Origin of the sequence: Citrobacter sp. RHBSTW-01013 (genome assembly GCF_013781985.1) — a bacterium.
GTDB lineage: Bacteria > Pseudomonadota > Gammaproteobacteria > Enterobacterales > Enterobacteriaceae > Citrobacter > Citrobacter braakii.
In genome coordinates, this window is sequence record NZ_CP056185.1 from 2,080,905 (window position 1) to 2,104,446 (window position 23,542).

At 49.8% G+C, this 23,542-nt stretch carries 19 protein-coding genes; 11 read left to right on the plus strand and 8 right to left on the minus strand.

Features of this window, described 5'->3' with window-relative positions; genetic code table 11:
- The first annotated feature begins 1 nt into the window (after window position 1).
- The 6 genes from HV350_RS10040 to ldtA all read left to right on the plus strand — a co-directional run bounded on the left by HV350_RS10040 (window position 2) and on the right by ldtA (window position 6,497).
- Entirely contained in the window at window positions 2–817 is an 816-nt protein-coding gene (locus HV350_RS10040) for an energy-coupling factor ABC transporter ATP-binding protein (RefSeq protein WP_016153514.1), read from the plus strand.
- A complete protein-coding gene (locus HV350_RS10045) occupies window positions 814–2,334 on the plus strand; it encodes a cobyric acid synthase (RefSeq protein WP_181630399.1) in 1,521 nt (506 codons plus the stop codon). The genes HV350_RS10040 and HV350_RS10045 overlap by 4 nt, the downstream gene beginning before the upstream one ends.
- The gene (gene cobU / locus HV350_RS10050; RefSeq protein ID WP_181630401.1) at window positions 2,331–2,876 is read left to right on the plus strand and encodes a bifunctional adenosylcobinamide kinase/adenosylcobinamide-phosphate guanylyltransferase; all 546 of its coding nucleotides are present in this window, start codon (window positions 2,331–2,333) and stop codon (window positions 2,874–2,876) included. The genes HV350_RS10045 and cobU overlap by 4 nt, the downstream gene beginning before the upstream one ends.
- Entirely contained in the window at window positions 2,873–3,616 is a 744-nt protein-coding gene (gene cobS, locus HV350_RS10055) for an adenosylcobinamide-GDP ribazoletransferase (protein ID WP_019077089.1), read from the plus strand. Before cobU ends, cobS begins: the two co-directional genes overlap by 4 nt.
- 24 nt (window positions 3,617–3,640) lie before the next feature.
- Window positions 3,641–4,705: a nicotinate-nucleotide--dimethylbenzimidazole phosphoribosyltransferase gene (cobT, locus tag HV350_RS10060; RefSeq protein WP_016156857.1), complete on the plus strand. Its 1,065-nt coding sequence runs from the start codon at window positions 3,641–3,643 to the stop codon at window positions 4,703–4,705.
- Window positions 4,706–5,567: 862 nt separating this feature from the next.
- Window positions 5,568–6,497, plus strand: a complete 930-nt coding sequence (gene ldtA, locus HV350_RS10065; RefSeq protein ID WP_016153509.1) for a L,D-transpeptidase — start codon at window positions 5,568–5,570, stop codon at window positions 6,495–6,497.
- 23 nt (window positions 6,498–6,520) lie between these two features.
- On the opposite strand, the gene HV350_RS10070 is transcribed toward ldtA, so the two are convergent.
- From HV350_RS10070 to HV350_RS10105, 8 genes are all read right to left on the minus strand, one after another.
- Window positions 6,521–7,204 carry an ABC transporter ATP-binding protein gene (locus HV350_RS10070; protein WP_142417486.1) on the minus strand — a complete coding sequence of 228 codons (684 nt, stop codon included), beginning with the start codon at window positions 7,202–7,204 and terminating at the stop codon, window positions 6,521–6,523.
- 10 nt (window positions 7,205–7,214) lie between these two features.
- Complete coding sequence (locus tag HV350_RS10075) at window positions 7,215–8,903, minus strand: iron ABC transporter permease (RefSeq protein ID WP_181630403.1); 1,689 nt, start codon at window positions 8,901–8,903, stop codon at window positions 7,215–7,217.
- Window positions 8,887–9,924, minus strand: a complete 1,038-nt coding sequence (locus HV350_RS10080) for an extracellular solute-binding protein (RefSeq protein ID WP_047499042.1) — start codon at window positions 9,922–9,924, stop codon at window positions 8,887–8,889. The genes HV350_RS10075 and HV350_RS10080 overlap by 17 nt, the downstream gene beginning before the upstream one ends.
- Window positions 9,925–10,375: 451 nt before the next feature.
- Window positions 10,376–10,759, minus strand: a complete 384-nt coding sequence (locus tag HV350_RS10085; protein WP_181630404.1) for a hypothetical protein — start codon at window positions 10,757–10,759, stop codon at window positions 10,376–10,378.
- Window positions 10,719–11,156 (minus strand): hypothetical protein, encoded by a 438-nt coding sequence (locus HV350_RS10090; RefSeq protein WP_181630405.1) that lies wholly within the window; start codon window positions 11,154–11,156, stop codon window positions 10,719–10,721. The genes HV350_RS10085 and HV350_RS10090 overlap by 41 nt, the downstream gene beginning before the upstream one ends.
- Before the next feature lie 70 nt (window positions 11,157–11,226).
- A complete protein-coding gene (locus tag HV350_RS10095) occupies window positions 11,227–12,675 on the minus strand; it encodes a hypothetical protein (protein ID WP_225622979.1) in 1,449 nt (482 codons plus the stop codon).
- A complete protein-coding gene (locus HV350_RS10100; protein WP_249418039.1) occupies window positions 12,672–17,519 on the minus strand; it encodes an ATP-binding protein in 4,848 nt (1,615 codons plus the stop codon). Before HV350_RS10100 ends, HV350_RS10095 begins: the two co-directional genes overlap by 4 nt.
- Before the next feature lie 236 nt (window positions 17,520–17,755).
- Complete coding sequence (locus HV350_RS10105; protein ID WP_181630409.1) at window positions 17,756–19,711, minus strand: hypothetical protein; 1,956 nt, start codon at window positions 19,709–19,711, stop codon at window positions 17,756–17,758.
- A 365-nt stretch (window positions 19,712–20,076) separates the two neighbouring features.
- Here HV350_RS10105 and HV350_RS10110 point away from each other — a divergent pair, with 365 nt between their 5' ends.
- From HV350_RS10110 to HV350_RS10130, 5 genes are all read left to right on the plus strand, one after another.
- The gene (locus HV350_RS10110) at window positions 20,077–20,544 is read left to right on the plus strand and encodes a hypothetical protein (RefSeq protein WP_181630410.1); all 468 of its coding nucleotides are present in this window, start codon (window positions 20,077–20,079) and stop codon (window positions 20,542–20,544) included.
- Window positions 20,541–20,762 (plus strand): helix-turn-helix transcriptional regulator, encoded by a 222-nt coding sequence (locus tag HV350_RS10115; protein ID WP_053390180.1) that lies wholly within the window; start codon window positions 20,541–20,543, stop codon window positions 20,760–20,762. Before HV350_RS10110 ends, HV350_RS10115 begins: the two co-directional genes overlap by 4 nt.
- Window positions 20,763–21,260: 498 nt before the next feature.
- A complete protein-coding gene (locus HV350_RS10120; RefSeq protein ID WP_053390179.1) occupies window positions 21,261–21,614 on the plus strand; it encodes a type II toxin-antitoxin system RelE/ParE family toxin in 354 nt (117 codons plus the stop codon).
- A 4-nt stretch (window positions 21,615–21,618) separates the two neighbouring features.
- Window positions 21,619–21,921: a helix-turn-helix domain-containing protein gene (locus HV350_RS10125; RefSeq protein ID WP_053390178.1), complete on the plus strand. Its 303-nt coding sequence runs from the start codon at window positions 21,619–21,621 to the stop codon at window positions 21,919–21,921.
- 498 nt (window positions 21,922–22,419) lie between these two features.
- The gene (locus tag HV350_RS10130; RefSeq protein WP_181630412.1) at window positions 22,420–23,307 is read left to right on the plus strand and encodes an integrase domain-containing protein; all 888 of its coding nucleotides are present in this window, start codon (window positions 22,420–22,422) and stop codon (window positions 23,305–23,307) included.
- Window positions 23,308–23,542 lie beyond the last annotated feature (235 nt).

The window sequence follows — 23,542 nt, forward strand, 5'->3', positions numbered from 1 at the left end:
TATGCTTGCCACTTCAGCGCTTTGGTTTCGCTATCAGGATGACCCAATCCTCAAAGGGCTAACGCTGGACTTTTCAACGCATGCCGTCACCGGGCTGGTAGGTGCTAATGGCTGCGGGAAATCCACGCTGTTTATGAACCTGAGTGGTTTACTGCGCCCGCAGGAAGGCGCGGTGATGTGGCAAGGCAAACCGCTGGATTACAGCAAGCGCGGCCTGCTGGCGCTGCGTCAGCAGGTGGCAACCGTATTTCAGGATCCCGATCAGCAAATTTTTTATACCGATATCGACAGCGATATTGCCTTCAGCCTGCGCAACCTTGGGGTGGATGAGACTGAAATCTCCCGCCGGGTGGATGATGCGCTCACGCTGGTCGATGCCCAGCATTTTCGCCATCAGCCAATTCAGTGTTTAAGTCACGGGCAAAAAAAACGTGTGGCGATTGCCGGGGCGTTGGTGTTGCAGGCGCAGTATTTGCTACTGGATGAACCTACTGCGGGCCTTGACCCATCAGGTCGCACGCAGATGATTGAGATAATCAAACGCATCGTAGCGCAAGGAAACCACGTGGTTATCTCCAGCCATGATATCGATCTTATCTATGAAGTCAGCGATGCAGTGTACGTTTTACGCCGGGGGGAAGTGCTAACACACGGCTCGCCGGGTGATGTGTTTGCCCGGACGGATCTTATTGAACAAGCGGGATTAACTCAGCCCTGGCTGGTGAAGCTGCATACCGAGCTGGGTTTCCCGCTGTGTAAAACAGAGGCTGAATTTTTTAGCTGTATGCGAGAGAACGCACTGAAGGAGGCGTCATGACGCAGGCAATAATGTTGCAGGGAACGGCATCTGATGTAGGTAAAAGCGTGTTGGTCGCCGGTCTGTGTCGAATTTTTTATCAGGATGGACTGCGTACCGCACCGTTCAAATCGCAGAACATGGCGCTGAACTCTGGCATTACGCCAGAGGGCAAAGAGATGGGCCGCGCGCAAATTTTTCAGGCTGAGGCCGCCGGTATTACGCCAGATGTGCGTATGAATCCGGTGCTGCTTAAGCCGACCAGCGATCGTAAAGCGCAGGTTGTACTGATGGGCAAAGTGGCAACCGATATGGATGCGGTGAGCTACCACGAGTACAAACCGAAACTACGGGATCAAATCCTGTCTGTTTATAACAGTCTCGCGCAGGAATTCGATGTGCTGGTACTGGAAGGGGCGGGAAGCCCGGCTGAGATTAACCTGCGCGATCGCGATATCGTCAATATGGGGATGGCAGAAATGGCGCAGTGCCCTGTCGTTCTGGTGGCGGATATCGACCGCGGCGGGGTGTTCGCCTCCATTTACGGCACGCTGGCGCTACTGCACGACCATGAACGCGCCAGGGTAAAAGGGGTGATCATCAATAAGTTTCGCGGTGATGTGGCGTTGCTGTATTCCGGGATTGAGCAAATTGAAGCGCTGACCGGCGTTCCGGTCCTGGGCGTCATGCCATGGCTGGACGTTGATCTGGAAGATGAAGATGGCGTTGCGCTGCAAAAGGGCAAATATTTGCGCACAGACAAACGCGACATCGATATCGCCGTTGTTCAGATACCACACATTTCTAACTTTACTGATTTCAATGCGCTTGCCGCACAGCCGGATGTGCGCGTGCGCTATGTTCGCCAGCCTGAAGAGTTGGCGGGGGCCGATCTGGTGATTCTTCCGGGCAGCAAAAACACCCTGGGCGATCTGGTGTGGCTGCGTGAAAGCGGGATGGCGCATGGCGTGGTGCAATTACATCGTAATCACGTACCCGTGGTGGGGATTTGCGGTGGCTATCAAATGCTCGGCGAAACCATCATTGATGAAGTTGAGTCAGGACTCGGTACGTTGCCGGGTCTGGGCTTGCTCAATACCGTAACGCATTTTGCCCAGCACAAAACCACGACCCTGGTTGAGGGACAAATGTCCTCCTCGCTGCCGGACTGGCTGGCGGGTACCGCGGGATTATCCGTTCGCGGTTATGAAATTCATATGGGCGAAACGGCATTAACCGAGGAATGCCGGTCGGTGATGACGCTGCGTAAAGGCGGCGGCAACGTGGCTGATGGCGCGGTCACTGCCGATGGCCTGGCGTTCGGCACCTATCTTCACGGTCTGTTCGACAGCGATGAATTTACCCGTGCGCTGGTTAATGGCCTGCGAGAACGTAAAGGGTTAGCGCCGCTGGATTCCACCTTCCATTACGCGCAATATAAATCGCAGCAGTTTGATCTGCTGGCGGATGCGATGCGGCAACACATCGATATTGAGAAAATTTATACCATCATGCAGCAACACCGGGAGCCAGTATGATGATTCTGGTGACTGGCGGCGCGCGAAGCGGCAAGAGTCGGCATGCGGAAGCGCTGATCGCAGATTCTCCAAACGTTTTGTATATCGCGACTTCGCAGATTTTTGATGAGGAGATGGCTGCGCGAATTCAGCATCATCGTGACGGACGTCCTGCGCACTGGCGGACAGCCGAACGCTGGCAACATCTCGATGAACTGATTACGGCAGCAAACGATCCACAAGAAGCCATTCTGCTGGAGTGCATCACCACGATGGTGACTAACCTGCTGTTTGCGCTGGGCGGTGATAGCGACCCGGATAGCTGGGATTACGCGGCGATGGAGCAAACTATTGAGGATGAAATTCGTTCGCTGATTGCGGCCTGTCAGCGCTGTCCGGCCAGGGTTGTGCTGGTCACTAACGAAGTCGGAATGGGGATTGTTCCGGAGAACCGTCTGGCACGGCATTTTCGCGATATTGCAGGACGCGTGAACCAGCGACTGGCGGCGGCGGCTGATGAGGTCTGGCTGGTGGTATCAGGAATTGGAGTCAAAATTAAATGAGTAAGTTGTTCTGGGCAATGCTCTCTTTTATTAGTCGCTTGCCCGTTCCTGCTCGCTGGTCGCAAGGACTGGATTTCGAGCACTATTCACGTGGCATTGTGATGTTCCCGCTAATTGGCGTGGTGCTGGGAGGGCTGACGGGGCTGGTGTTTATGGCGCTGCAGCCCTGGTGTGGGGTGCCGTTGGCGGCCCTGTTTGCAGTCCTCACGCTGGCGTTATTAACCGGGGGATTTCATCTCGACGGTCTGGCGGATACCTGTGACGGTATTTTTTCGGCGCGTCGACGCGAGCGGATGCTGGAAATCATGCGTGACAGCCGCCTGGGGACTCACGGTGGACTGGCGTTAATTTTCGTGTTGCTGGCAAAAGTGCTGGTGGTGAGCGAACTGGCTTTGCGGGGCACGCCGATGCTGGCGGCACTTGCAGCCGCTTGTGTCGCCGGGCGGGGTACCGCTGTTTTGCTGATGTATCGACATCGCTACGCCCGCGAAGAAGGGCTGGGCAACGTCTTTATCGGTAAAGTCACCGGGCGTCAAACCTGCGTCACGTTGGGATTTGCGGCGATCCTGGCTGCCGTGCTTCTTCCGGGCATGCGCGGCGTGGCGGCGCTGGTTGTTACGATAGTTGCGATTTTTATTCTTGGGCAGTTATTAAAACGCACGTTGGGTGGGCAGACCGGCGATACGTTGGGCGCGGCCATTGAACTTGGCGAGTTGATTTTCCTGCTGGCTCTGCTCTGAGTCAGCCAACATACTGGAACCCTTATGCAGACTTTAACCTCTTTACTCCACGCAATCCCTTCACCTGATAGTGCTGCGATGCTGCGTGCACAGCAGCATGTCGATGGCTTGCTTAAACCGCCAGGAAGTCTTGGTCGGCTTGAGTCGCTCGCCGTGCAACTGGCCGGAATGCCGGGTCTGAAGGGCGTACCGCATGTGAATGGCAAAGCGATGCTGGTGATGTGCGCCGATCACGGTGTATGGGATGAAGGGGTTGCTGTTTCGCCTAAAATCGTCACGGCTATTCAGGCTGCTAATATGACGCGTGGCACGACAGGCGTTTGTGTGCTGGCCGCTCAGGCGGGGGCAAAGGTACATGTGATTGATGTCGGCATCGATGCTGAGCTTATCCCTGGCGTGGTGAATATGCGTGTGGCGCGCGGCTGCGGCAATATTGCACAAGGCCCGGCGATGAGTCGTTCGCAGGCCGAGGAGCTGCTGCTGGAGGTTATTCGCTATACCCATGAGCTGGCCAAAGATGGCGTAACGCTGTTTGGCGTCGGTGAACTTGGTATGGCAAATACGACACCAGCGGCGGCAATCGTCAGCGTGCTGACCGGCAGCGATGCCGAGGATGTGGTGGGTATCGGCGCTAACCTGCCGCTTTCAAGAGTAGGCAATAAAGTCGATGTAGTGCGGCGAGCAATCGCTGTCAATCAACCGGATCGCAATGACGGTATCGATGTGCTGGCTAAGGTAGGCGGGTTTGATCTGGTCGGCATGGCGGGGGTGATGTTGGGGGCGGCCTCCTGCGGCCTGCCGGTCGTGCTGGACGGTTTTCTCTCTTATTCCGCTGCGCTGGCAGCCTGCCAGATTGCGCCGCAGATTAAACCTTACCTGATCCCGTCACATTTCTCCGCCGAGAAGGGGGCTCGCACCGCGCTGGCGCATCTTGAACTGGAGCCGTATCTCAATATGGGGATGCGTTTGGGCGAAGGCAGCGGGGCCGCGCTGGCGATGCCGATTGTTGAAGCCGCCTGTGCAATGTACAACAACATGGGGCAGCTTGCCGCCAGTAACATTGTGCTTCCGGATGGTAAGGAAGCATAGTTTTCGGCCACGCTGAACTTCGCCCCATGGTGCAATACCGTTCAGTTAAGCCTGTATGGAAATGTTTTGCTCTGAATCAGTTTCCGTTCACCTTATGTGCGTTGCTTCTCTGATAACGTTATACCTGTGAACGCGCAAGGGAGGCTCACCGCCGCCTCCCTTGCATCCCTGGCTCCCGGCGGGAAAATCGTCGCTGCGCGATTCATTCGTCTTATGCCGTCTGCCTGTCGGGTCGGGGCCGGGCCTGCGTCCTTGCAGGCCGTCCCCTCTGCCCGCATCCCTGCGGGCAGACCCGGTCAGCCGTCAACGCCTCATCGATTTTCAGCCGGACCGGGGTTATCGCTGCAACGCACTGACTTCCAGTTAACTCTGTTTTGCTGTTCAGATATATTCCAATAAAAGTGCAGGAGGTCAGGTGTGGGCTGGTCCGGCTGAAAATTGCCGACGTGTTTCCGTAAGGCCGGGAGAACCCGCAGGGATGCGGGTTCAGGGCGCGTTTTGCAGGGATGCTACCTCGCGCCCGGCCCGGTAGCCTGGAGGAATAAACGGAGGGGACCGCGGAGCGGCAATTTTCCCGCCGGGAGCCGGGATTGTAAAGGGCGTGGCGGAGAACGCCCTTTACACGTTCACAGGAATCGGTGTTTCAGATAAACGATGCACATGAGGTGAACGGAACCCTTACCGTGAGATAGCATATTCATAACTTCTGCCAACACAGGTGATGCTTTCTGATACAGAGGCGTTAACTGAACTGCATTAGCCTCAGGCGGCTTTTTTATGCGGATTTTAGTCGTAACCCACTAAAACAGATAATAAAAGCTATAATTAACGGATATCTGCTGCGGCGAAGGAAAGGAAAAAGATGCGTCGTGTGAAACTGCTTTGTTCACTCATTATGCTGCTCGTGAGTCAGAGCGCGCAGGCGGTGAGTTATCCGCTCCCGCCTGAAGGCAGTCGCCTGGTGGGGAGCCCTTTGACCATTACGGTACCTTCAGGAAACACTCAGCCGTTGGAAGCTTTTGCCGCCCAGTACGGACAGGGGTTGAGCAATATGCTGGAGGCCAATCCCGGCGTGGATGTTTTTCTGCCTAAGTCTGGCTCGACGCTGGTTGTGCCACAGCAACTGATATTACCGGATACTGTACGCGAGGGGATCGTAATCAACGTCGCAGAAATGCGCCTTTACTATTATCCCGCTGGCAGCAATACGGTTGAGGTTTTACCCATTGGCATTGGCCAGGCGGGTAGAGAAACGCCGCGTAACTGGGTGACGGCGGTAGAACGTAAGCAGGAAGCACCAAGCTGGACGCCTACGCCGAATACCCGGCGCGAATACGCAGCACGTGGGGAAAGCCTGCCGGCGTTTGTTCCTGCCGGGCCTGATAACCCGATGGGACTGTATGCGATTTATATCGGCAGGCTTTATGCCATTCATGGCACAAATGCGAATTTCGGTATTGGTCTGCGGGTAAGTCAGGGGTGTATCCGTTTGCGTAATGACGACATTAAATATCTGTTTGATACCGTACCGGTAGGGACGCGTGTGCAACTGATAGACCGACCGGTGAAATACAGCGTAGAGCCGGACGGTAGTCGCTGGGTGGAAGTGCATGAACCACTGTCACGAAACCGGTCGGAATACGAGTCTGACAGAAAAGTTCCCTTGCCAGTCACCCCCGCGCTGCGCACCTTCATCAGCGGGAATGACGTGGATATGAGTCGCGGAAATCAGGCACTGGAAAGACGCTCCGGCATGCCGGTGAATATCAGTCTGATTCAGACCCATTACTAATTTTCAAGGCGACCCTGTGACCTTTAGTCTGGGTGGGTCGCTTTTTTAATTTGATATTGTCCCTTTTTTACCACGCCAATATGGTCTGCCATTAGCTGCGCCTCGTGTTCGCTGTGTGTAACCAGCAGTGCCGTTTGCCCGGCCGCACGCAAAATATCTCGCACCTCGTTGCCAAGACGCTCACGCGTGCGCTTATCAAGGCTGGAGAAAGGCTCATCGAGCAGCAGGATTTCCGGATGCGGCGCCAGCGCGCGCGCAAGAGCGATACGCTGCTGTTGACCGCCGGACAGTTCATGCGGATAACGGCCGGCATGACTGTGCAACTCCACCATTTTTAACAGCTCCGCCACCCGGACCTGCTGCTGCTCACGCGGCATACGTCGTAACCCAAAGGCCACGTTTTGTTGCGCGGTCAGGTGAGGGAATAACGCATATTCCTGAAAGACCATGCCGACATGCCGTTTTTCCGGCGGCAGATGAACACCGGAACCGGCAACGCGGCGCTGCGACACATAGATCTCTCCGCTTCGCAGCCGTTCAAATCCGGCAACTGCGCGTAACACTGTGGTTTTTCCGCAACCTGAAGCGCCCAGTAAACAAGCGATCTCTCCTTTACGTACCGACATTGAAAACCCGCTCAGCACCGATTGCTGGCTGTTGCCGTAGGCAACATGCACATCCTGGAGTCGTAATGCAATTTCTGACATTGTTACTCTCTTAACCACGGCGAGTCATCTGGTGACGCACCAACAAAATAACCGGTAGCGTGCCAGCTAAAACAATCATTAGCGCGGCGATAGCACCTTCTTCATAGGTTCCACGGGCGGCTTCTGCATACAGCAACGTTGCCAGCGTTTCGAAGTTTACCGGGCGCAACAGCAACGTTGTTGGCAGTTCTTTCATGGCATCGGCAAAAACCAGCAGGGCGCTACTCACTAACGCCGGGCGCAGCAATGGGAAATGAACCCGTGCAAATGTGCCGGCACCATTCTCACCCAACAGACGAGAAGCCTGCTCCAGCGAAGGCGGAATGCGGCCCAGGCCGGAATCCAGTGCGCCGATAGCAATCGCCTGGAAACGCATGGCACAACAAATTACCAGCAGGATCCCGGCAGACATCAGCGGCAGGCCGCGAACATCCAGTAAATCTGCCAGCCAGCGGTCTAATGCCATGGCGGGGGTTAAAAAACCAATCGCCAGAATTGTACCGGGAACCGCGTAGCCTAAAGAAGCCAGACGCATTACACCACGGCGAAATCCTGGCATCGCGTTGTCTGCGGCGCTATGCCGCGCGCTCCAGGCCACCAACATACTGACGCAAACCACCACCAACGTGGTTCCCGCGGCCAGTGATAACGTATTTTGTAATGCAGACAGTAACGAGGAGGATATAGGGCTCTCGTCACCTATACGTTTGGCGCTTTCCCAGATTAAAAACAGCACCGGGGCCAGAAAGCCCAGCACAACCGGCAGCGAAATAACGACACCGAGTAGCCAGCCACGCCAGCCTTGCACGCGGGTGGGTTGAATTTCCCGCAGGCTACGGCTGCTGAATCCCTGTTTTCTGCGGCCATAAAATTCCAGCGTCAGAATAAAGAATATAAACATCAGCATCATGCAGGCGATTTGCGCTGCGGCAGATAAATCAGAGCGAGAGATCCACGTGGTGTATACGGTAACGGTTAACGTTTGTACCCCGAGAAATTCCGACGCGCCAATATCGTTAAGCGTCTCCAGCAGCGCCAGACTGATCCCGACGGCCAGTGCCGGGCGAGCCATGGGGAGAGCAACACGAAAAAAAGTCCCGGTTGCGCTGCAACCCAGCGTACGTGCAGCTTCCAACAGATGGGCCGGCTGGCTGATAAACATGGCGCGGGTTGTCAGGTACACGTAAGGATAAAGTACTAATCCGAGCAAGATTATTGCGCCGGAAAGGGAACGTAAATCGGGCAGGCGGAACTGTCGCGGGCTGTCAAAGCCCAGTAAGAAACGGATAAAGGTTTGCAGGGGGCCAATCGGATGCAGCAGATCGAGCCATGCGAAGGCAACGATGTAGGTCGGCATTGCCAGCGGCAACAGCAGCGCCCAACTTAGAACTTTTCTCCCAGGGAAATCCCATGCCGTTACCGCCCATGCGCTGCCTACGCCAATAACGCCAACCATTATCGCGACACCCGCTAGCAACAGCACGGTGTTTTTTAGCGCTGAAGGCAGTACAAATGTCATAAGATTATCCCAGTGGGATAAATCAGCCTGGGTGGCCTGCCAGATCAGCGCAACGATGGGGGTCAGGACGCCAAGCGCGACGCACAACGCGCCAAGATGCAACGGCGTTAATAATGACTGCGGCCCGGAAACCAGGCCGCGTAACGTCGGGAACTGCAGCGATTTATTGATCGAATCCAACTTTATCTACCAGCAAACTAGCTTGTTTACGATACTTCACGATCTCGGTGAGCGGCGTTTTATCGACGTCGATTTCACCGATTGTGGCGCTAATGACCGGGTCAAGCGTTACGCCTTTCAGTACCGGATATTCGAAGTTCGCTTTCGCATACTGCTGCTGGGCAGGCGCGGAAACCAGATATTCCATCAGCTTAACGGCATCGGCTTTATTTGGCGCATAGCGGGCAACGGCAGCGCCGCTGATGTTGACGTGCGTACCGCCATTTTCAAAGGTTGGTTTAACGACTTTAATGGCATCGCCCCACTGACGAGCATCGCTGCCTTCTTTGGCGTTTTTCATATGGCCGACATAATAGGAGTTGGCCAGACCAATATCACAAATTCCACCGAGGATATCGCGGGCAACATCGCGATCGCCGCCGGTGGCTTTACGCGCCAGGTTAGCCTTTACGCCGCGTAGCCATTCTTCAGTTTTAGCTTCACCATGATGGGCAATCATCGCGGCGATCAGCGCCGTGTTGTAGGGGTGCTGACCGGAACGAATACAAACTTTACCTTTGTATTCAGGACTGGCGAGCTGTTCGTAATGCCAGTTATCGATTGGCAGCGACTTCTCGGCATACAGTACGCGGGCGCGCATTGAAAGCGCAAACCACTGATTATCCGCACCGCGCAGATTCGCCGGAATGGCGGCTTTCAGCGCTTCTGACTCTACCGGCTGAGTGACGCCGGCTTCAACTAAATCGATGAGATTTCCGGCATCGACGGTCATCAGCAGGTCGGCAGGGGAGTTTTTGCCTTCAGCCTTAACACGCTCAAGCATACCGTCTTTGATATAGACCGTACTTACTTTGATACCGCTGGTTTTAGTCCAGCTATCAAGTAAAGGCTGGATCAGGCCCGGTTCACGGGTGGTGTAAAGCGTTAACGTTTCCTGAGCGAAAGCCGGCAGGCTGACAGAGAAGAGGAGGGCAGAGGCAAGCGTGATACGGCGCAATCCGGTGCGAGTCAGAGCATTCATCGTTTTTATCCCAGAGTAATTGGAACATACAGTGAACCGAGTCGGGGCTCGTTCTTTTGGCTCGCGTACAATAAATGATAATCACTAGCACTTACAATAATTGCAAAGTTTAAACGATTTACATTTACACAACTTTAATCAACGATGTGATGCTGCATGGAATGGGGAGTTATGGCAGACTGAGCGCTTATAGAGGCAGCTTTTACACAGACGTTAAAAGCAAAAAACCCGCTTAAGTTTCCTTAAGCGGGCTTCTTAAATTTGGCTCCTCTGACTGGGATCGCCGTAGCCATTAACTGGCTGATTGGTAAGCTAAAGTAAAAATCCGTGGTTGTCAAGACCACCAGAATGACCACCATCTACCAAATATGAACTACGGTTATCTTTTATAATACTGAGAACGAACTTTTATCAGAAAAATGTTTGCAGGGCATTAATTTGACTCGGGAAATTATTCTGATGAGTCTACTGATAGCGCTATTCTCATGCTTTCACTCATGATGCAAATATTTTCCTTGCCCGATTCATCGACTGTGCCAGTACGAGGAACATGAGTTCTTATGGTTCCATTTTCTTCATATCTGTACCATTCATAAATTGGTAAAGTATTAATGAAATTCAAGTATGCATGTATGGATGCTATCAGATCCATAAAGCTGTTTAATTCTAATGACTCCCATAAAAGGATAACTTCATTCCACGATATTTTTTCTCTAGTTGAACGTTTGTCTATCCTTTCGCAAGGAATGGTCTTGGCAATCTGGGCATCGGAGAAATGAGATCCTATATTGTTTCTAATTTTTTGAATGTTGTTTATTGCTTTGTTTTTTTTCAATGTTTACTTTTTTATAAAATAGCCCAGCTTCATCTAATTTTGATTGTGTGATTGATATATAAGGCCTTAAACCACTCCAATTATATATTGGATGGCTAACAATAGTTTTGTGCATCTGAGGGACTATGTCTAATAGAGTTTTTAGCTCACAAATCCCTGATTTTATCTGTAATTTTTTATCGTAACCATGTTCATTTTGTGATTTATTAAAGTAACCTACCATGTTCTTCCACACGGATTGGATACCTTGATATTGCGAGGCTGCATTGTTGCCAGCTTTCCATGAGGAATTGAGGGGGATTCCTGGGTGAAAAATAGGGCCTTGTAAAGAGTTATCATCCACAATTGTTACAGGCACGGGTCCTTTTAAGTGGATTTTTTTATCCAGGGGTAACATTATGAATTATTCTCCCATTGTTAATAAACTAAAAAATAATTTCATTGTTAATATTGATTAGCTAGATGAGTCAAAGAACCATGCCGATTATATTATTTCCGCAAGGTAGCTTTTCTTGTTCCTCCTGCGACCAGCACAAGCTGGAGTAATTGCATGTTTGACAGCAGATCCTTTCATCTATCTGTAAAATATGGCATCTTTTCCTCTTTCGATCGTACACAGTTTGGTTGGCACAATGATGCATTTGTTTGTCAATAAATATAATCCGCGGATTTGTTGAGCGGATATTAATAGCTGATGTTCCATTTTCACAACCTTCAGCAAGGCAATCAGCCCATGAGTGGAAGCGACAGTGTTCAATCAGGGGAACATTACGTAGATAATGTTTTTCTATTCCGGTAACTAACAACCACTCATCATGATAACCTTTTATACGCTTCGCTATTAATGCCTGGCTTCCCATTCTATAGGATTCAGATGTAAACCCTGGGAAAACATCGATTGGAGAAATAGTTAGTTTACAATCTAATTCTTGCTCACAAATATGATGAAGTTCCTGAAGGCAAGCAGTAACAGAATTCAAATGTAATGTAAGATCTTCTTTTTTTGCATGAGCACTATTTTCATATTCCAGAGTGAAGCTTTCTGCTTTATTAATTACAGCTGCAAAAACGCCATCATTGCGCTGGAGTACTAATACTGGATAAATCAATACTTGAGGCTTCGGTCCAACAAAGCGGCTTCCTGTTTCTTCATAGTGAACATGCACACCATAATATGTGGTGCTTATAGAATCACCATCAATATAATCTTTTATTTGTGCAGGTCGTAAAGGAAATGGGATTTCTTTCGCTAAAACTGAAGAGTGTAAAAGATTAAATAATGTATCTGCATTACTCATATAAGATTGCAGGTTGAAAATTTTAATATCATCTGAGCTTACCCTACCATCAGAAAAAGTAAGAACAGGATTCGTAAATACTACAGTCCATTGTCCACTGGATAACACAGCACAGGGAGTATCATGTTCGTTTATTGTTTTCATGGTTCGAACATAATCCATAACCTGTTTCAAAAAACCATGCCATTGTTTCGAAACTGGTGATTCATTTTCAGGTTTGTCATTCAGTATATGACGAATTGCCATAACGATGAGATCTTCGTCCTTGGCTCTGTCTTCAGGGTTGCGGGCAGAAACAAAAGGAACGTCCCAAGCTTTCGCTTCAAAAATCATTAAAGGTGTTTTAGTCTCCTGATTTATGCCGACATAGTCCATAAATCGTGTTGTATCTGCTTTTATTCTGGCTTCTTCTTGAACATTACCATAGGCACCTAATCGCCAGCCCAGACTTGTTAGCAACCGATCGAAAAACAAGATTCGAGTATCATGTTCATGGAGGGTATTTGCACTATCTTTTGAATAAGGGTTAATAATTCTGCATTCAATAAAGCGTACAATATCCTCCATTAACTTGGATAAATCACCACGAAACTGATTACGAAGTTGTGCTTCGTTCACTGAATCAACTCCGGCAACCGGTAAAGCAGGCGTCGGGCTGCAGGCCAACCCGCTTCCATAAAGATGTCCAGACTGTTTATCAAACGGGTACGTCTGTTTTGATCGTCAAAGATGGTTTTATAATCGGCAAGAAATATCCCCATCATTTTTACCAGTTGATCCATTCCCAGTCTTTCGTTCTGGAAACCGAGTTCCCTGCCGTGATAAAGCGCGTTAGCCAGTAGATCGAAACACTTTTCGGGTGAGACAGGAACCAGTATTTCAAGGAGTTCGAGAAGATAGTAGATAGTGTGCGGCGTACCACAATCACCAATACGCTTCAGGTGCCTTTCGGTTTCATTCAGGAATTGCTTAAGTCCCTCATTTTTCAACGGCGGTTCGTCGGAATTACGCTTACCTTCGCAAGCGAAGCGAAGTTGCGAACAGGCTCTGTCGATGACTTCTGCACACCGTTTTACATTTTCTTTGTCAGCGTCTGTCAGATTCTTTTGTCGATAACACTCTTCCAGCTTTATCCCGGCTGCATTGATAATGTTATAGGCAATATCCAGTGTTCGTTGCCTAATTTTTATATCTTCCGGTGCCGCTTGCCCGGTAAGTCCAAGAACGAACCCCTCCCTTAATGTGAACAGAACCTGATTAAGTTCATCACTATAAATGGTGGGGGCATTACCCCAACTTTGTAGTATGTCATAAGCATCTCTGGTTTCATGCACTCCCCAGAGAATAGTTAGATCGCTGCTAACAATTTTACGAATGCGTTTTTGACGTTCCGGATCGTCATTAAATCGTCCAAGTAATTTCTGAATGAGGCTGAAAGTACGTGAAGGATCAACATGTAGCAAACGTCTTGTACCATACGCGACAGTATGCTCCAGAACACCGGCGTTGGTTTCCTGTTCTATCCTTTCGTTCAGATAGTGCCATGTACTATCCTGATCAATATCCCATAGTCGTAAGAGGCGTACTGACGTCTGGAAGCGAACCGCCGGATGAGGATCAATCAGCATTCTTTCAATATCAGCTTTTAGTCTTCCATAAAGATCGGGACGCAAAGGAATAATATCAAGGATAATCTGCGCTGCATCAATTCTTGGTGCAGGAGAACCCCAACTGGTACTATTTTCAAATTCTTCTTCCGTATTCTCCTTAAGTTCAGGGCCAGCAGAATGGGAAGCGATATCGAGGAATTTTAAAAAATGCGATGTGAGTTCTTCTGCCTGTTCTTCATCCGCTGCTGGTAATAACTTCTGTTCAATGATTGCATTACAGGCTCTGATAATTACGTCTTCTGCGGTAATGCGTACATAATTATGAGTATTTTCCAGGTAGAGGAGACTATGAACAGGTTCAAGGATATTGAAGATATCTTCTAATGATAGTCCGGAGGGAAGAGTATTGTTCGACTCAAGCCTCAGCGCTTCTCTTGCTGTTTTTACAGCGTCGATAAGGATCGTATTGTCTGGTTCTTTCTGATCTAAATCATCAATAAAATCATAAGGTATTCCAGTTGTTACCTTGACTGGAGAAACGTTAAAAAGCCGCTCATTACTTGATGTTTCAACGTCACCCGAAAAGTTTTTCAAGAAATCTCGAGCAGACTGAGTGCATAAATTCTCCGTACCGATAGCGTTAAAAAGACGACATAGCAGCCTGTTTTTTGCTTCTTCTGGATAAAGATAACCAGAAAGATCATACTGAAAAGCAGAGCTTTCTAGCTTCTCTCGTTCTTCTTCTGAGCGGCGAGTAACTCCCTTGCCCACAATATCAATGGCATCTTTACAGGTATCTTCATTTCGGATAAATATTTTTTGTGCAGCTATAGGCCACAGAAAATCAATCAGGCCATCATCCCGTTTATTCGCAGCCAGAAAGAGTCTGCTCCAGAATACTGCCAGTGACGCTTTTTCGCAGATAAGTTTGGCAAGAACAAGCACATCTGAATCTGGGGCAACTTGCAAACGTTGAAAAAGTTTATTAACCAGTTCTTCACCATCATGTGCGTGCTGGCTGCCTGGGTTATATGCCCAAACGTGGCTGCGGTCGGCCTTAAGAGCAATATTGCATCCGGAAATTGTTACATGCTCAGTAGGCGCATCAATCGGATGTCTTCGAGCAACGTAACCATCGAGAGCACTCACAGCAGCGCTAATAGCCTGACTGGGATATTGTTCAAGAAAATAAGGAAAATACTCACTGAGTGAATATCTTGCCAGTTCATAATCCTGTCGGGCATTTGATCTCAACGGAAGAATTCGACTCTCCCCCAGATTTGTTTCCCGATCGTCTACGATGTCATGGCTATAGACAAACTCGAAGATACGGGCCACGAAATCCGGTGCATGTTCTCCTATTTTCTCGATGTTATGACAAAGTGTAGGGATTTCTTCGGAGCCAAAACGTTGAAGCCGCTCAGGAGAAAGGATCTGTTCCAGTAAATTACAGGAAGCCTGAACATCGGTGTCGATTGTATCTGCAACGAACGAAATAGCGTTACCGACAAAGTATTGCGGATCACTTAACGTTAAGCCATGCGAAAGCATTGCACGGCTGGTTGTACCGAGCATATTACGTAAGACTGACTCAGCAACCTGCCTGATGAGTGGATGCAATAAGAATCGCAAAGTTTCTGTAACTTTATTCACCTGAGGCGTCAGGGCTGATACCAAATGCACCCATGGTAGCAGGGCAACATTTCTTTCATCCTCAAATCGTATTGCCAGCGCACCGCATATATGGCCCAAAGTGGTTATTATTTTCTCGTCGTCAACTGCCACACGTTCAGCAAGCCAGAGCAGATCGTCCTGTTCTATGGGATACTCTGCTGCAATTCGACCAGCCGAACTACGAATAATCGGATCCCCATCTTTGTCATTGACCAGATTACTCACTGCCAGCCAAAAGCTACGATGATTATCGTCATAACTCCATATTTCCTGAAGCACAAAGCTAAGTGCGGGGGATAGCATTAATCCCTGAGCTTGTTCTTTCTGAAAATGCAATCTCCCCGTAATTAGCGCATCTGGATCAAACGATGTCTGTGCCGCAGCATAGTCAAATAAAAGGTGATGGCGAAATTGTATCCGGCGGCCATTTTGTTCCCGATTCAATACGCCTTCATGACACAGTGTATCGAGCATGTCTGGGTCCGTGCCAGTAAGCAGGGATGAAACACTCAGTGAGCGCCCGTCAATCATGGCATCCACTAATGCTTTTATATTTCGCGTTGCGTTAAGTCCATGTTCCTCAACTCGACGTTGCCAGTATAGTTTTAATAGTTCTGTCTGAGATGAGATAGCCGTAAACCTGACACCAGTTTCTTGCGAAACCAGTTCTGCCAGCAGTCTGGTATTAAACGGAACTTTCGCCAGATCTTGCAGTTTGTCGGAGGCTCCCTCTAGGGCCGTAGCCAGAGAGGGGGATGCTTTCAGTAGTTGGCGAAATTCATCATCTGACCAGCGTGGGATAACAATATGGCGAACGGAAGAAAACAGAGTATCAGCACGTTCAGCAACAGGAGGGACACCTTTAAACAAGTCACGAAGCTTTACTCCCATGCGCAGATCAAAACTACGTATTGAAGCGATGATTTTCCAACGACCACCCCAACCCAACACTTGTTCAATGAGTGGGCGGAAAACCGCTTCTCCCTTACCCCCTCTGGTGGCATCCAGTGCGTCTATAATCAGCCAGCCCTGAGATGGGCCATCCCATGCCTCAAGCACGTCGGTCAAACTATGCTCCAGTTTGAGTTCTCGACTCAGACCTTCAAGCGACTCAACGGAATAGCGATCAACCGCCAGCTCCAGTACATCATCTCCTCGTTCCCGCAAACTGCGTGCCAGTGCATTCAGGACTCCGCTTTTACCTGCGCCGGGTTCACCAATAATTAATAGAGAACCTGACTGCACGGCTTGTTCAACTTCGCTCTGGCATTCTCTGCGGAGGGTAACTGGTTGACCGGTCTGACTTTCAATAGCTTCATATCGATTAAGGGAATCAGCAATTTCCTGAGAATGTTGCTGAAGTTGGGCAATATCATCCCTGTATCGAGGTGGTGCTGCGAGCTCAATCCCTTTTCCTGCAAGCTCATTGCGAAATATTGACAGATCGCCGCCACCGCGATGGGACATCATTGTGCCGCATATTTCGGTAAAAATACTCAAGACCGTTGTTGCGTCAGAATCTCTGGCAAGGCTCTGGGCAAGTTGTAAATAGGCCGGTGAAGCCATATTTTCAATATCAACGGCCAAAATAACAACCAGGCGGCAAAATTCAGAAACAAGGTGAGGAGGCTGTGGCTCAGAAGTTATGTTACCCCAGGCAGCGGAAATGCAGCGTTCAAAAATGCTAAACGCCTTTTCCTGCTTCTGATTCATTGCACCAAAACCGTGCTGAGAAAAAAGAGACAAGGCAGCAGGAATATCCTCCCGAATTGACGTCGGCGCTTTGGTACTTACCGCTAAAACCAGACGGTCCTTATCTGAATCAAGAGGCCTGTTCCATTCCAGAGAACCATTGCCGTCCCGGCATGTTAACCATTGGCGGACAAACTGTTCAACGGTTCGATAAAAAGGTTTTTTTTCATCATCTGAAAGCGAAAGCGTTGTTTTAGCCTGAATCGCGATAAAACCATCCGCAGATGTGGCCACCAGTATGTCATCAACGGGCGCTTCCGTTTCAAAGCGCAACCAGACAGGAGATGCCTCGCCCAGCCCTAATCGTGCATCCAGTTTGCTACCAGACAAAATCTGAGCAGCAAAATGAGCTCCCAGTTGTTGCTGAAATAAAATACCGCTACTGGTTGCTGCTCCACCGCCGTTTGCGGGGCCGTTCAGATTCATATCAGACAAGTTTCACCTTCATATAATGAATGCAGTGCTGATGCACCACTCTACCTGTTCTTAGGACTTATTTTACGGATAGTTTGTTAATAAAACAAAGAGATAAAAAACTATTTGAATGGCAGGTAGCAAGCAATGCTACCTGCCATTCAGAAAACCAATCGTTGCTGAATATATAATCAAGCAACAAAAAACACGACAGAGTGGTCGTGGGGAAAGCGTATTGGCAGGATAGTTTATAACCGCCTCTGACAGCGCCGCAAAAAACGTCCTTCTGTCACCTTATCCACAAAGGGGCGCAGCAACATTGCAACCTTCATCGCTTCCACTTCGTTAATATGGCAGTCGCCATCGCGAAAGAGCGCCATCATGCCACGAAGCAGATAATCATACAGGGACGAATTTTTTTCATGAACCGGACTTTCCATCCGATACTTTTGCAATGCTGTTACCACGGACTCATGGTCTTCCTGCGAAGCGCCGACGCTACTACGGATATAACCCCAGTAATTGACGGTAGTCTTGTTTAACAAATAGAGAAAAGCGTCGCAAAGTTGCTCAAACTCATTAGCCTTAAAGTATACCCGGCGAGTGTAAATATTAAAAAAATCTTGTAGTTCAGTCAGCAACGCCAACAAACTCTGCTTGCTGTCTACCTGTTCAACAGAGATATTACTTTCTGGTTGGTAGTTGGAATAAATATCATCGGATGTATAGGGAATATGGCAGGGGGCGCGAAATGGCAGCCGTTGCCAGCCACGACGTTCTGGAAAGTAATTGGCGCAATACCAGCTATCTGCCGCAGGGATTAATTTCTCCATCAGCCAGCGATATGTCGTCAATGCATCCCAGTAATTACGCGGCCCGATGGCATCCTCTTTCATACTATCGAGATCGTAGCGACTGGGTGGCTGCCAGATCAGCGCCACGCGATGATTAGTGAGGCGATTGGAATTAGGATCGTGGCTGGCTAATAGCGTGACGTGATGCCCTTCGTTCATTACTTCGTTTTTATAACGGGTGAAGACCATAATGCGCTCACGGACAGGATTAAATATCGACCACTCGCCTTTGGTATCCAGATAGTCATGATGTTGACAAAAGGTGCTGATGCGACCCCATAGCCCGTAAGGAATGGTAATGAGATGAATATTATCGCCGAGCGGTGTACTGTTCGAAAAATCAACAGTGTGACAAATCCTGTCAATCTCTTCCATGCGCTGTTTGTAGCGTTTCCAGAATTTATCAAAAGCATCACAGAGGGAGCGGGTTTCATTTAGGGTAAGCAGAAGACGACAGTTTCCCATATCGCAATAATAATTCTCGCCATGAGATTCTTTTAAAACCCATGGTCTGACTCCCGCCTCCGGTGGGCTACCGACCCCTTCGAAGGCTGAATTTAGCAGGTTACTCGGACTCATTGTCAGCAATACATGGCTGTAGCGGCCATTACGAAAATCAATAAAACAGGAAAGGGGGTTCCCTTTCAGGTTAGGTAAAAACGCCTGAATAAACACATGATCGTTCTGAAGTGTATAGGTATCACCATTAATGTGCTCATAGGGATGCGTATAATTTCGCCAGGCAGAAGATTCATTATAGTCCCACAAACCATAGTTTTTGATATTCAACAGTGCCCGCTCGCCATAAAAGAGAGACACCCAACTCTCATGACAAAAGCGATAAAGCAGATCCGGACAATACAAATTTTTCAGCCAGTCGTGGATTATTTCTTTATCCAGTAAACGATGCACGATATTCAGAGTTTTAAACCGTTTTTCTTGTGTTTTGTATTCGGATATTAATTTTGCGGAGTGTTTCACACAGAGGAAAATATAAAATTCATTGATATGAACCTGCCATTTATCCCGATTATCGACAAAGCGGTTGGCGGCAGTAGTGTAGTCATCGACACTAAATTTCTTATAACGCTTTACTTCGTACAACGAGTAAATATCCTGATGGTCATACCGACGATGTGAAATAATATCGGCACCAAATTGCGATTGACCGGAAATACCAATTGTCATGGCATCAATTATCTCGCCATCTTCATTTTTTAACCGTTTTTTTATGAGTTCACAACAAAACAGTTCAAACGTTTTCGGTTCCATAAGTTCCAGCGGCAAATAAGCGTCTGCTTTCCCTACTGGCGGCCCCAGCTTTACAATCTGTTGTTCCATGTTATCCATTAGTCCCCTCCATAAGATTTATAAAGATAGTACGTTAATGGCTAATACTTATCTTCAAAACAATTTGCGAGCTGCATTCCACTATATCCCCTTGCCGTTTTTGACCGAAAGCAGTATCTTTTACCCGCACCTGCAAAATCAGGTGCCGGGATTGGTCTCCTGAATATCATACCTGCGACATAATGGCGCATCCGCGCTTTTTTTATGTCGTGCGTTCGGCTACATCTCTATGGTGGGCTGGGCGGGGGCACCGCAAGGTGCGCCGGTGTAGGTATGGCCGGTAAGACCAACTCCGTTCAGTTCACCACCCGTAAGATTGGTCTCTTCGGTGGTGGAATTTAAATTCACATACCGGAGGTTGCCCTATGGCTACAATCCTCACTCAGACACACCCGTCACTTGCTGTTCCCTTTAATGCCACCACGGATTTCACCGTACTCGCCGGTCACTGCGAAACCTTTGCCGAAACCCTGATTGAAAGCAACGATCCCGCGTTGAAAATGGCGCTTTGCGGCAGACTCAACGCCTGTCTGACGCTGTTGCAACCCACACTGTTAGAACCAGTGCCTCCCCATCTGGTTGAAAGCCTGACCGTTGACACTCTCCCTGCGACTACTCCCCGTTTCGAGCCTGAATGTACTGAGCTTTGTCGTTACTGCCTTGCTATCACGCAAACCCTGTCGGGGCTGGGATTTGCTTCAGAAACGGAGAAGTACCTTAGCTGGCTGTTGTACGACCTGATTAACTACTTCTCTGCAGAAATGAAGGCACCGCGCTGGCTGCGTACTGCCGGCGGCGTGAAGTTTATCGACGGTGTGGAGATCAAAGCATGATGAAGTCTGACTGGCATCCTGCCGACATTATCGCAGGGCTGAAAAAACGTGGTACTTCGTTGTCAGCGCTTTCGCGTCAGGCAGGGCTGGCATCCTCCACGCTGGCAAATGCGCTTACCCGCCGCTGGCCTAAAGGAGAGAAATTAATTGCCGAAGCGTTAGATGTTGCGCCTGAGAACATCTGGCCATCACGCTACCGTAAACCAGAATACCGATAAGACAAACGGTTTCTCCCGATCTTTTGCCTGCCCTTGCAGATGGGAGATCGGGAGAATGCCAGTGACGTGCGGCAACTCAGCATTTAATCAAGTCAACGGGAAATGTTTTTCAGGCAAAAACAGTTTCCTCTTTCGGCACCAGCCACATTCGCATTATTTTCTCTCTGCAACAAATGGCCCTCCGGGGTGCCCTTATACGCTTCACGACCTGCAAGAAGCGGCCTGATTTCAGGCTGGTCGTCCCTTTACCGACAATACCTTTGAAAATGTCGGACTGCGTTGCAGTTAAGGTCACTCTTCACATTGCGTCAATATCTGAACTGGTTTTCCGGTACAGATCGTAAAACGGTGAATGCCGTGCATGCCATTCACTGAAATACCCGAATGCGTCTCCAGCTTTTCAGCAACGACGCATGAATCCCTCATTCCATCGTTTCATAATCATCTTTATAGCTTTACACCTATATAGTGTTTGACCTATATTACTCAGGAGGTCCCGTGTGGACGATTAAAACAACGGATATGTTTGATCACTGGTTTTCCTCTCTCAATGATATCGATCGGGCCAGCGTGCTTGCAGCGCTGTTGGTCCTGCGGGAAAAGGGGCCGGGTTTGTCCAGACCTTATGCCGATACGCTTAGAGGCTCCCGCTTTAGCAACATGAAAGAGTTGCGTATTCAGAGCCGGGGCGACCCGATACGGGCATTTTTCGCTTTTGATCCAGCCCGTACCGGCATTGTACTTTGTGCCGGAAATAAGGTCGGCAATGAAAAGCGTTTTTATGATGAGATGATCCCGGTTGCAGATCGGGAATTCACGAACTGGCTGAACACAATTAAAGAGAAGGAGTAACGCGATGGGCAGAACGCTGGAACAGCTTATTGCGGATGAAAAACCTGAAGTCGTGGCCGAAGCTCAGGCGATGGCGACGGACATCCTGCTCAATATTCACCTTGCCGAACTGCGCGAGAAAGTGCAGAAAACGCAGGTCGAAATGGCGAAGGCTCTGGGGATCAGGCAACCTACCGTTGCAGGAATGGAAAAACCGGGGCGCGACCTGAAGCTTTCCACGCTGAAACGCTACGTTGAAGCGACCGGCGGCAAGCTACGCCTTGATGTTGAACTGCCGGATGGTTCTCACTACGGATTTGTACTATAAACACCGACGCTCCCTGAACCGGAGCGTCAGCCCCCTCTGTATAACGGGCTGCGGCCTGCATTGCCGAAGGCTTTGCTACCGCGTGACCGTAAAACTGCACCAGATATCTGTTTTTTAGCACTGCACCAGTCCAGTGCGTCATTTTAACCGTGCCGAGCGGGAAAGTGACGCACTCAGCCCTTTCGACCTGCACCAGAGAAATCAACTGCACCAGCCACTGGCTGGACTCTGACACCGCCTTTTCAGGCCATTTGACCAATAAGGAGAACATGAACCGATACCGAGGCGGATCTGGACGATCCGGGGGATAACCCGCGAAAGCGGGTGGCTGCTCAGAGAGCACAACCGAAGCCCCACCACACCTCAACGGCTGCCGCCCCGGCGCTCAGGTATCGTTCGCAGCCCCGACAAAACTCAGGGGCTATTGGCCTGTGCGCCGGGGAAAGCTGTATCAGGTTTTGGGTTATGAATTTGCGGCAATCATGAAAGGGGGAATGTATGGGAATACTGGAGCAGGAAATGAAACGGCTGGCGCAGCAGGCGGGCGGCAGTCACAAGACCGTTCACGACCGCATTAAGCTGGCGCAGCGGTTTTGTGAGCGTTTAGTCGTGGCGCAAAACGTGCAGATCCGCCGGATAGAACAGCTAAAAGCGCGGCATATTGAGGGCTATATCCGGGAACGACTGGCGCAGGGCATGACAAAACGCTCCCTGCAAAATGAGATGGCGGCGATCCGTAATCTGCTGAAACAGGCCGGGCGCGACAGGCTGGCGCAGAGTGAGCGGCTGAATAACCGTTCGCTGGGTCTGTCCGGCGCATCCCGCAACGGTACGCGGCAGGCCATTACGCCGGAGCATTACCGCCATGCGCTGGAAACCGCCCGCGCAAAAGACGCGGGACTGGCGGCAGCTCTGGAGCTCTCAAGGTTGATGGGGCTGCGCTCGCAGGAAGCAGTGCAGAGTGCCCGGTCGCTGAAAACGTGGCAACAGGCGCTGGATCGCGGTGAGTCCCGGTTAACGGTGGTGTTCGGCACCAAAGGCGGACGGCCCCGCGAGACGGTGATCCTGGATACTGGCGCAGTCAGAAGGGCGCTGGATAACGCCAACGCTGTCGCAGAAAGCCGTCACAGCAGGCTGATCGACAAGCCCGATCTGAAGAGTGCGATGAAATACTGGCACAGCCAGGCGTCACGTATTGGTTTAACAGGCGTGTATTCCCCACACTCGTTACGTTATACGTGGGCGCAGGATGCGATCCGCCATTATCTGGCGCAGGGATTCAGCGAAAAAGAAGCGCTGGCAATGACGGCGATGGATTTGGGCCACGGCGACGGGCGCGGGCGGTATGTGGCGCAGGTTTACGGGCGAAAGGAGGACACTGATTGATAACCATTGCCCTGAAAAAGCTGGGTTATTCATCGGTTTTCGTACAAAATTATTTGCCCTCAAATAATTTTGGGTGATTTCCTATTAATCCCAGGTTATCCATCGGTTTTCGTACAAAAAATTTTGGGGGCAAAATTTTTTGTACGCTTTCCTTTCAATAATGGTATTTCGAAAGGTATGGCCGATTAGGGGCTGCCGGGCGTTTTCAGATGTCATCCAGCATCGCTCTGGTACA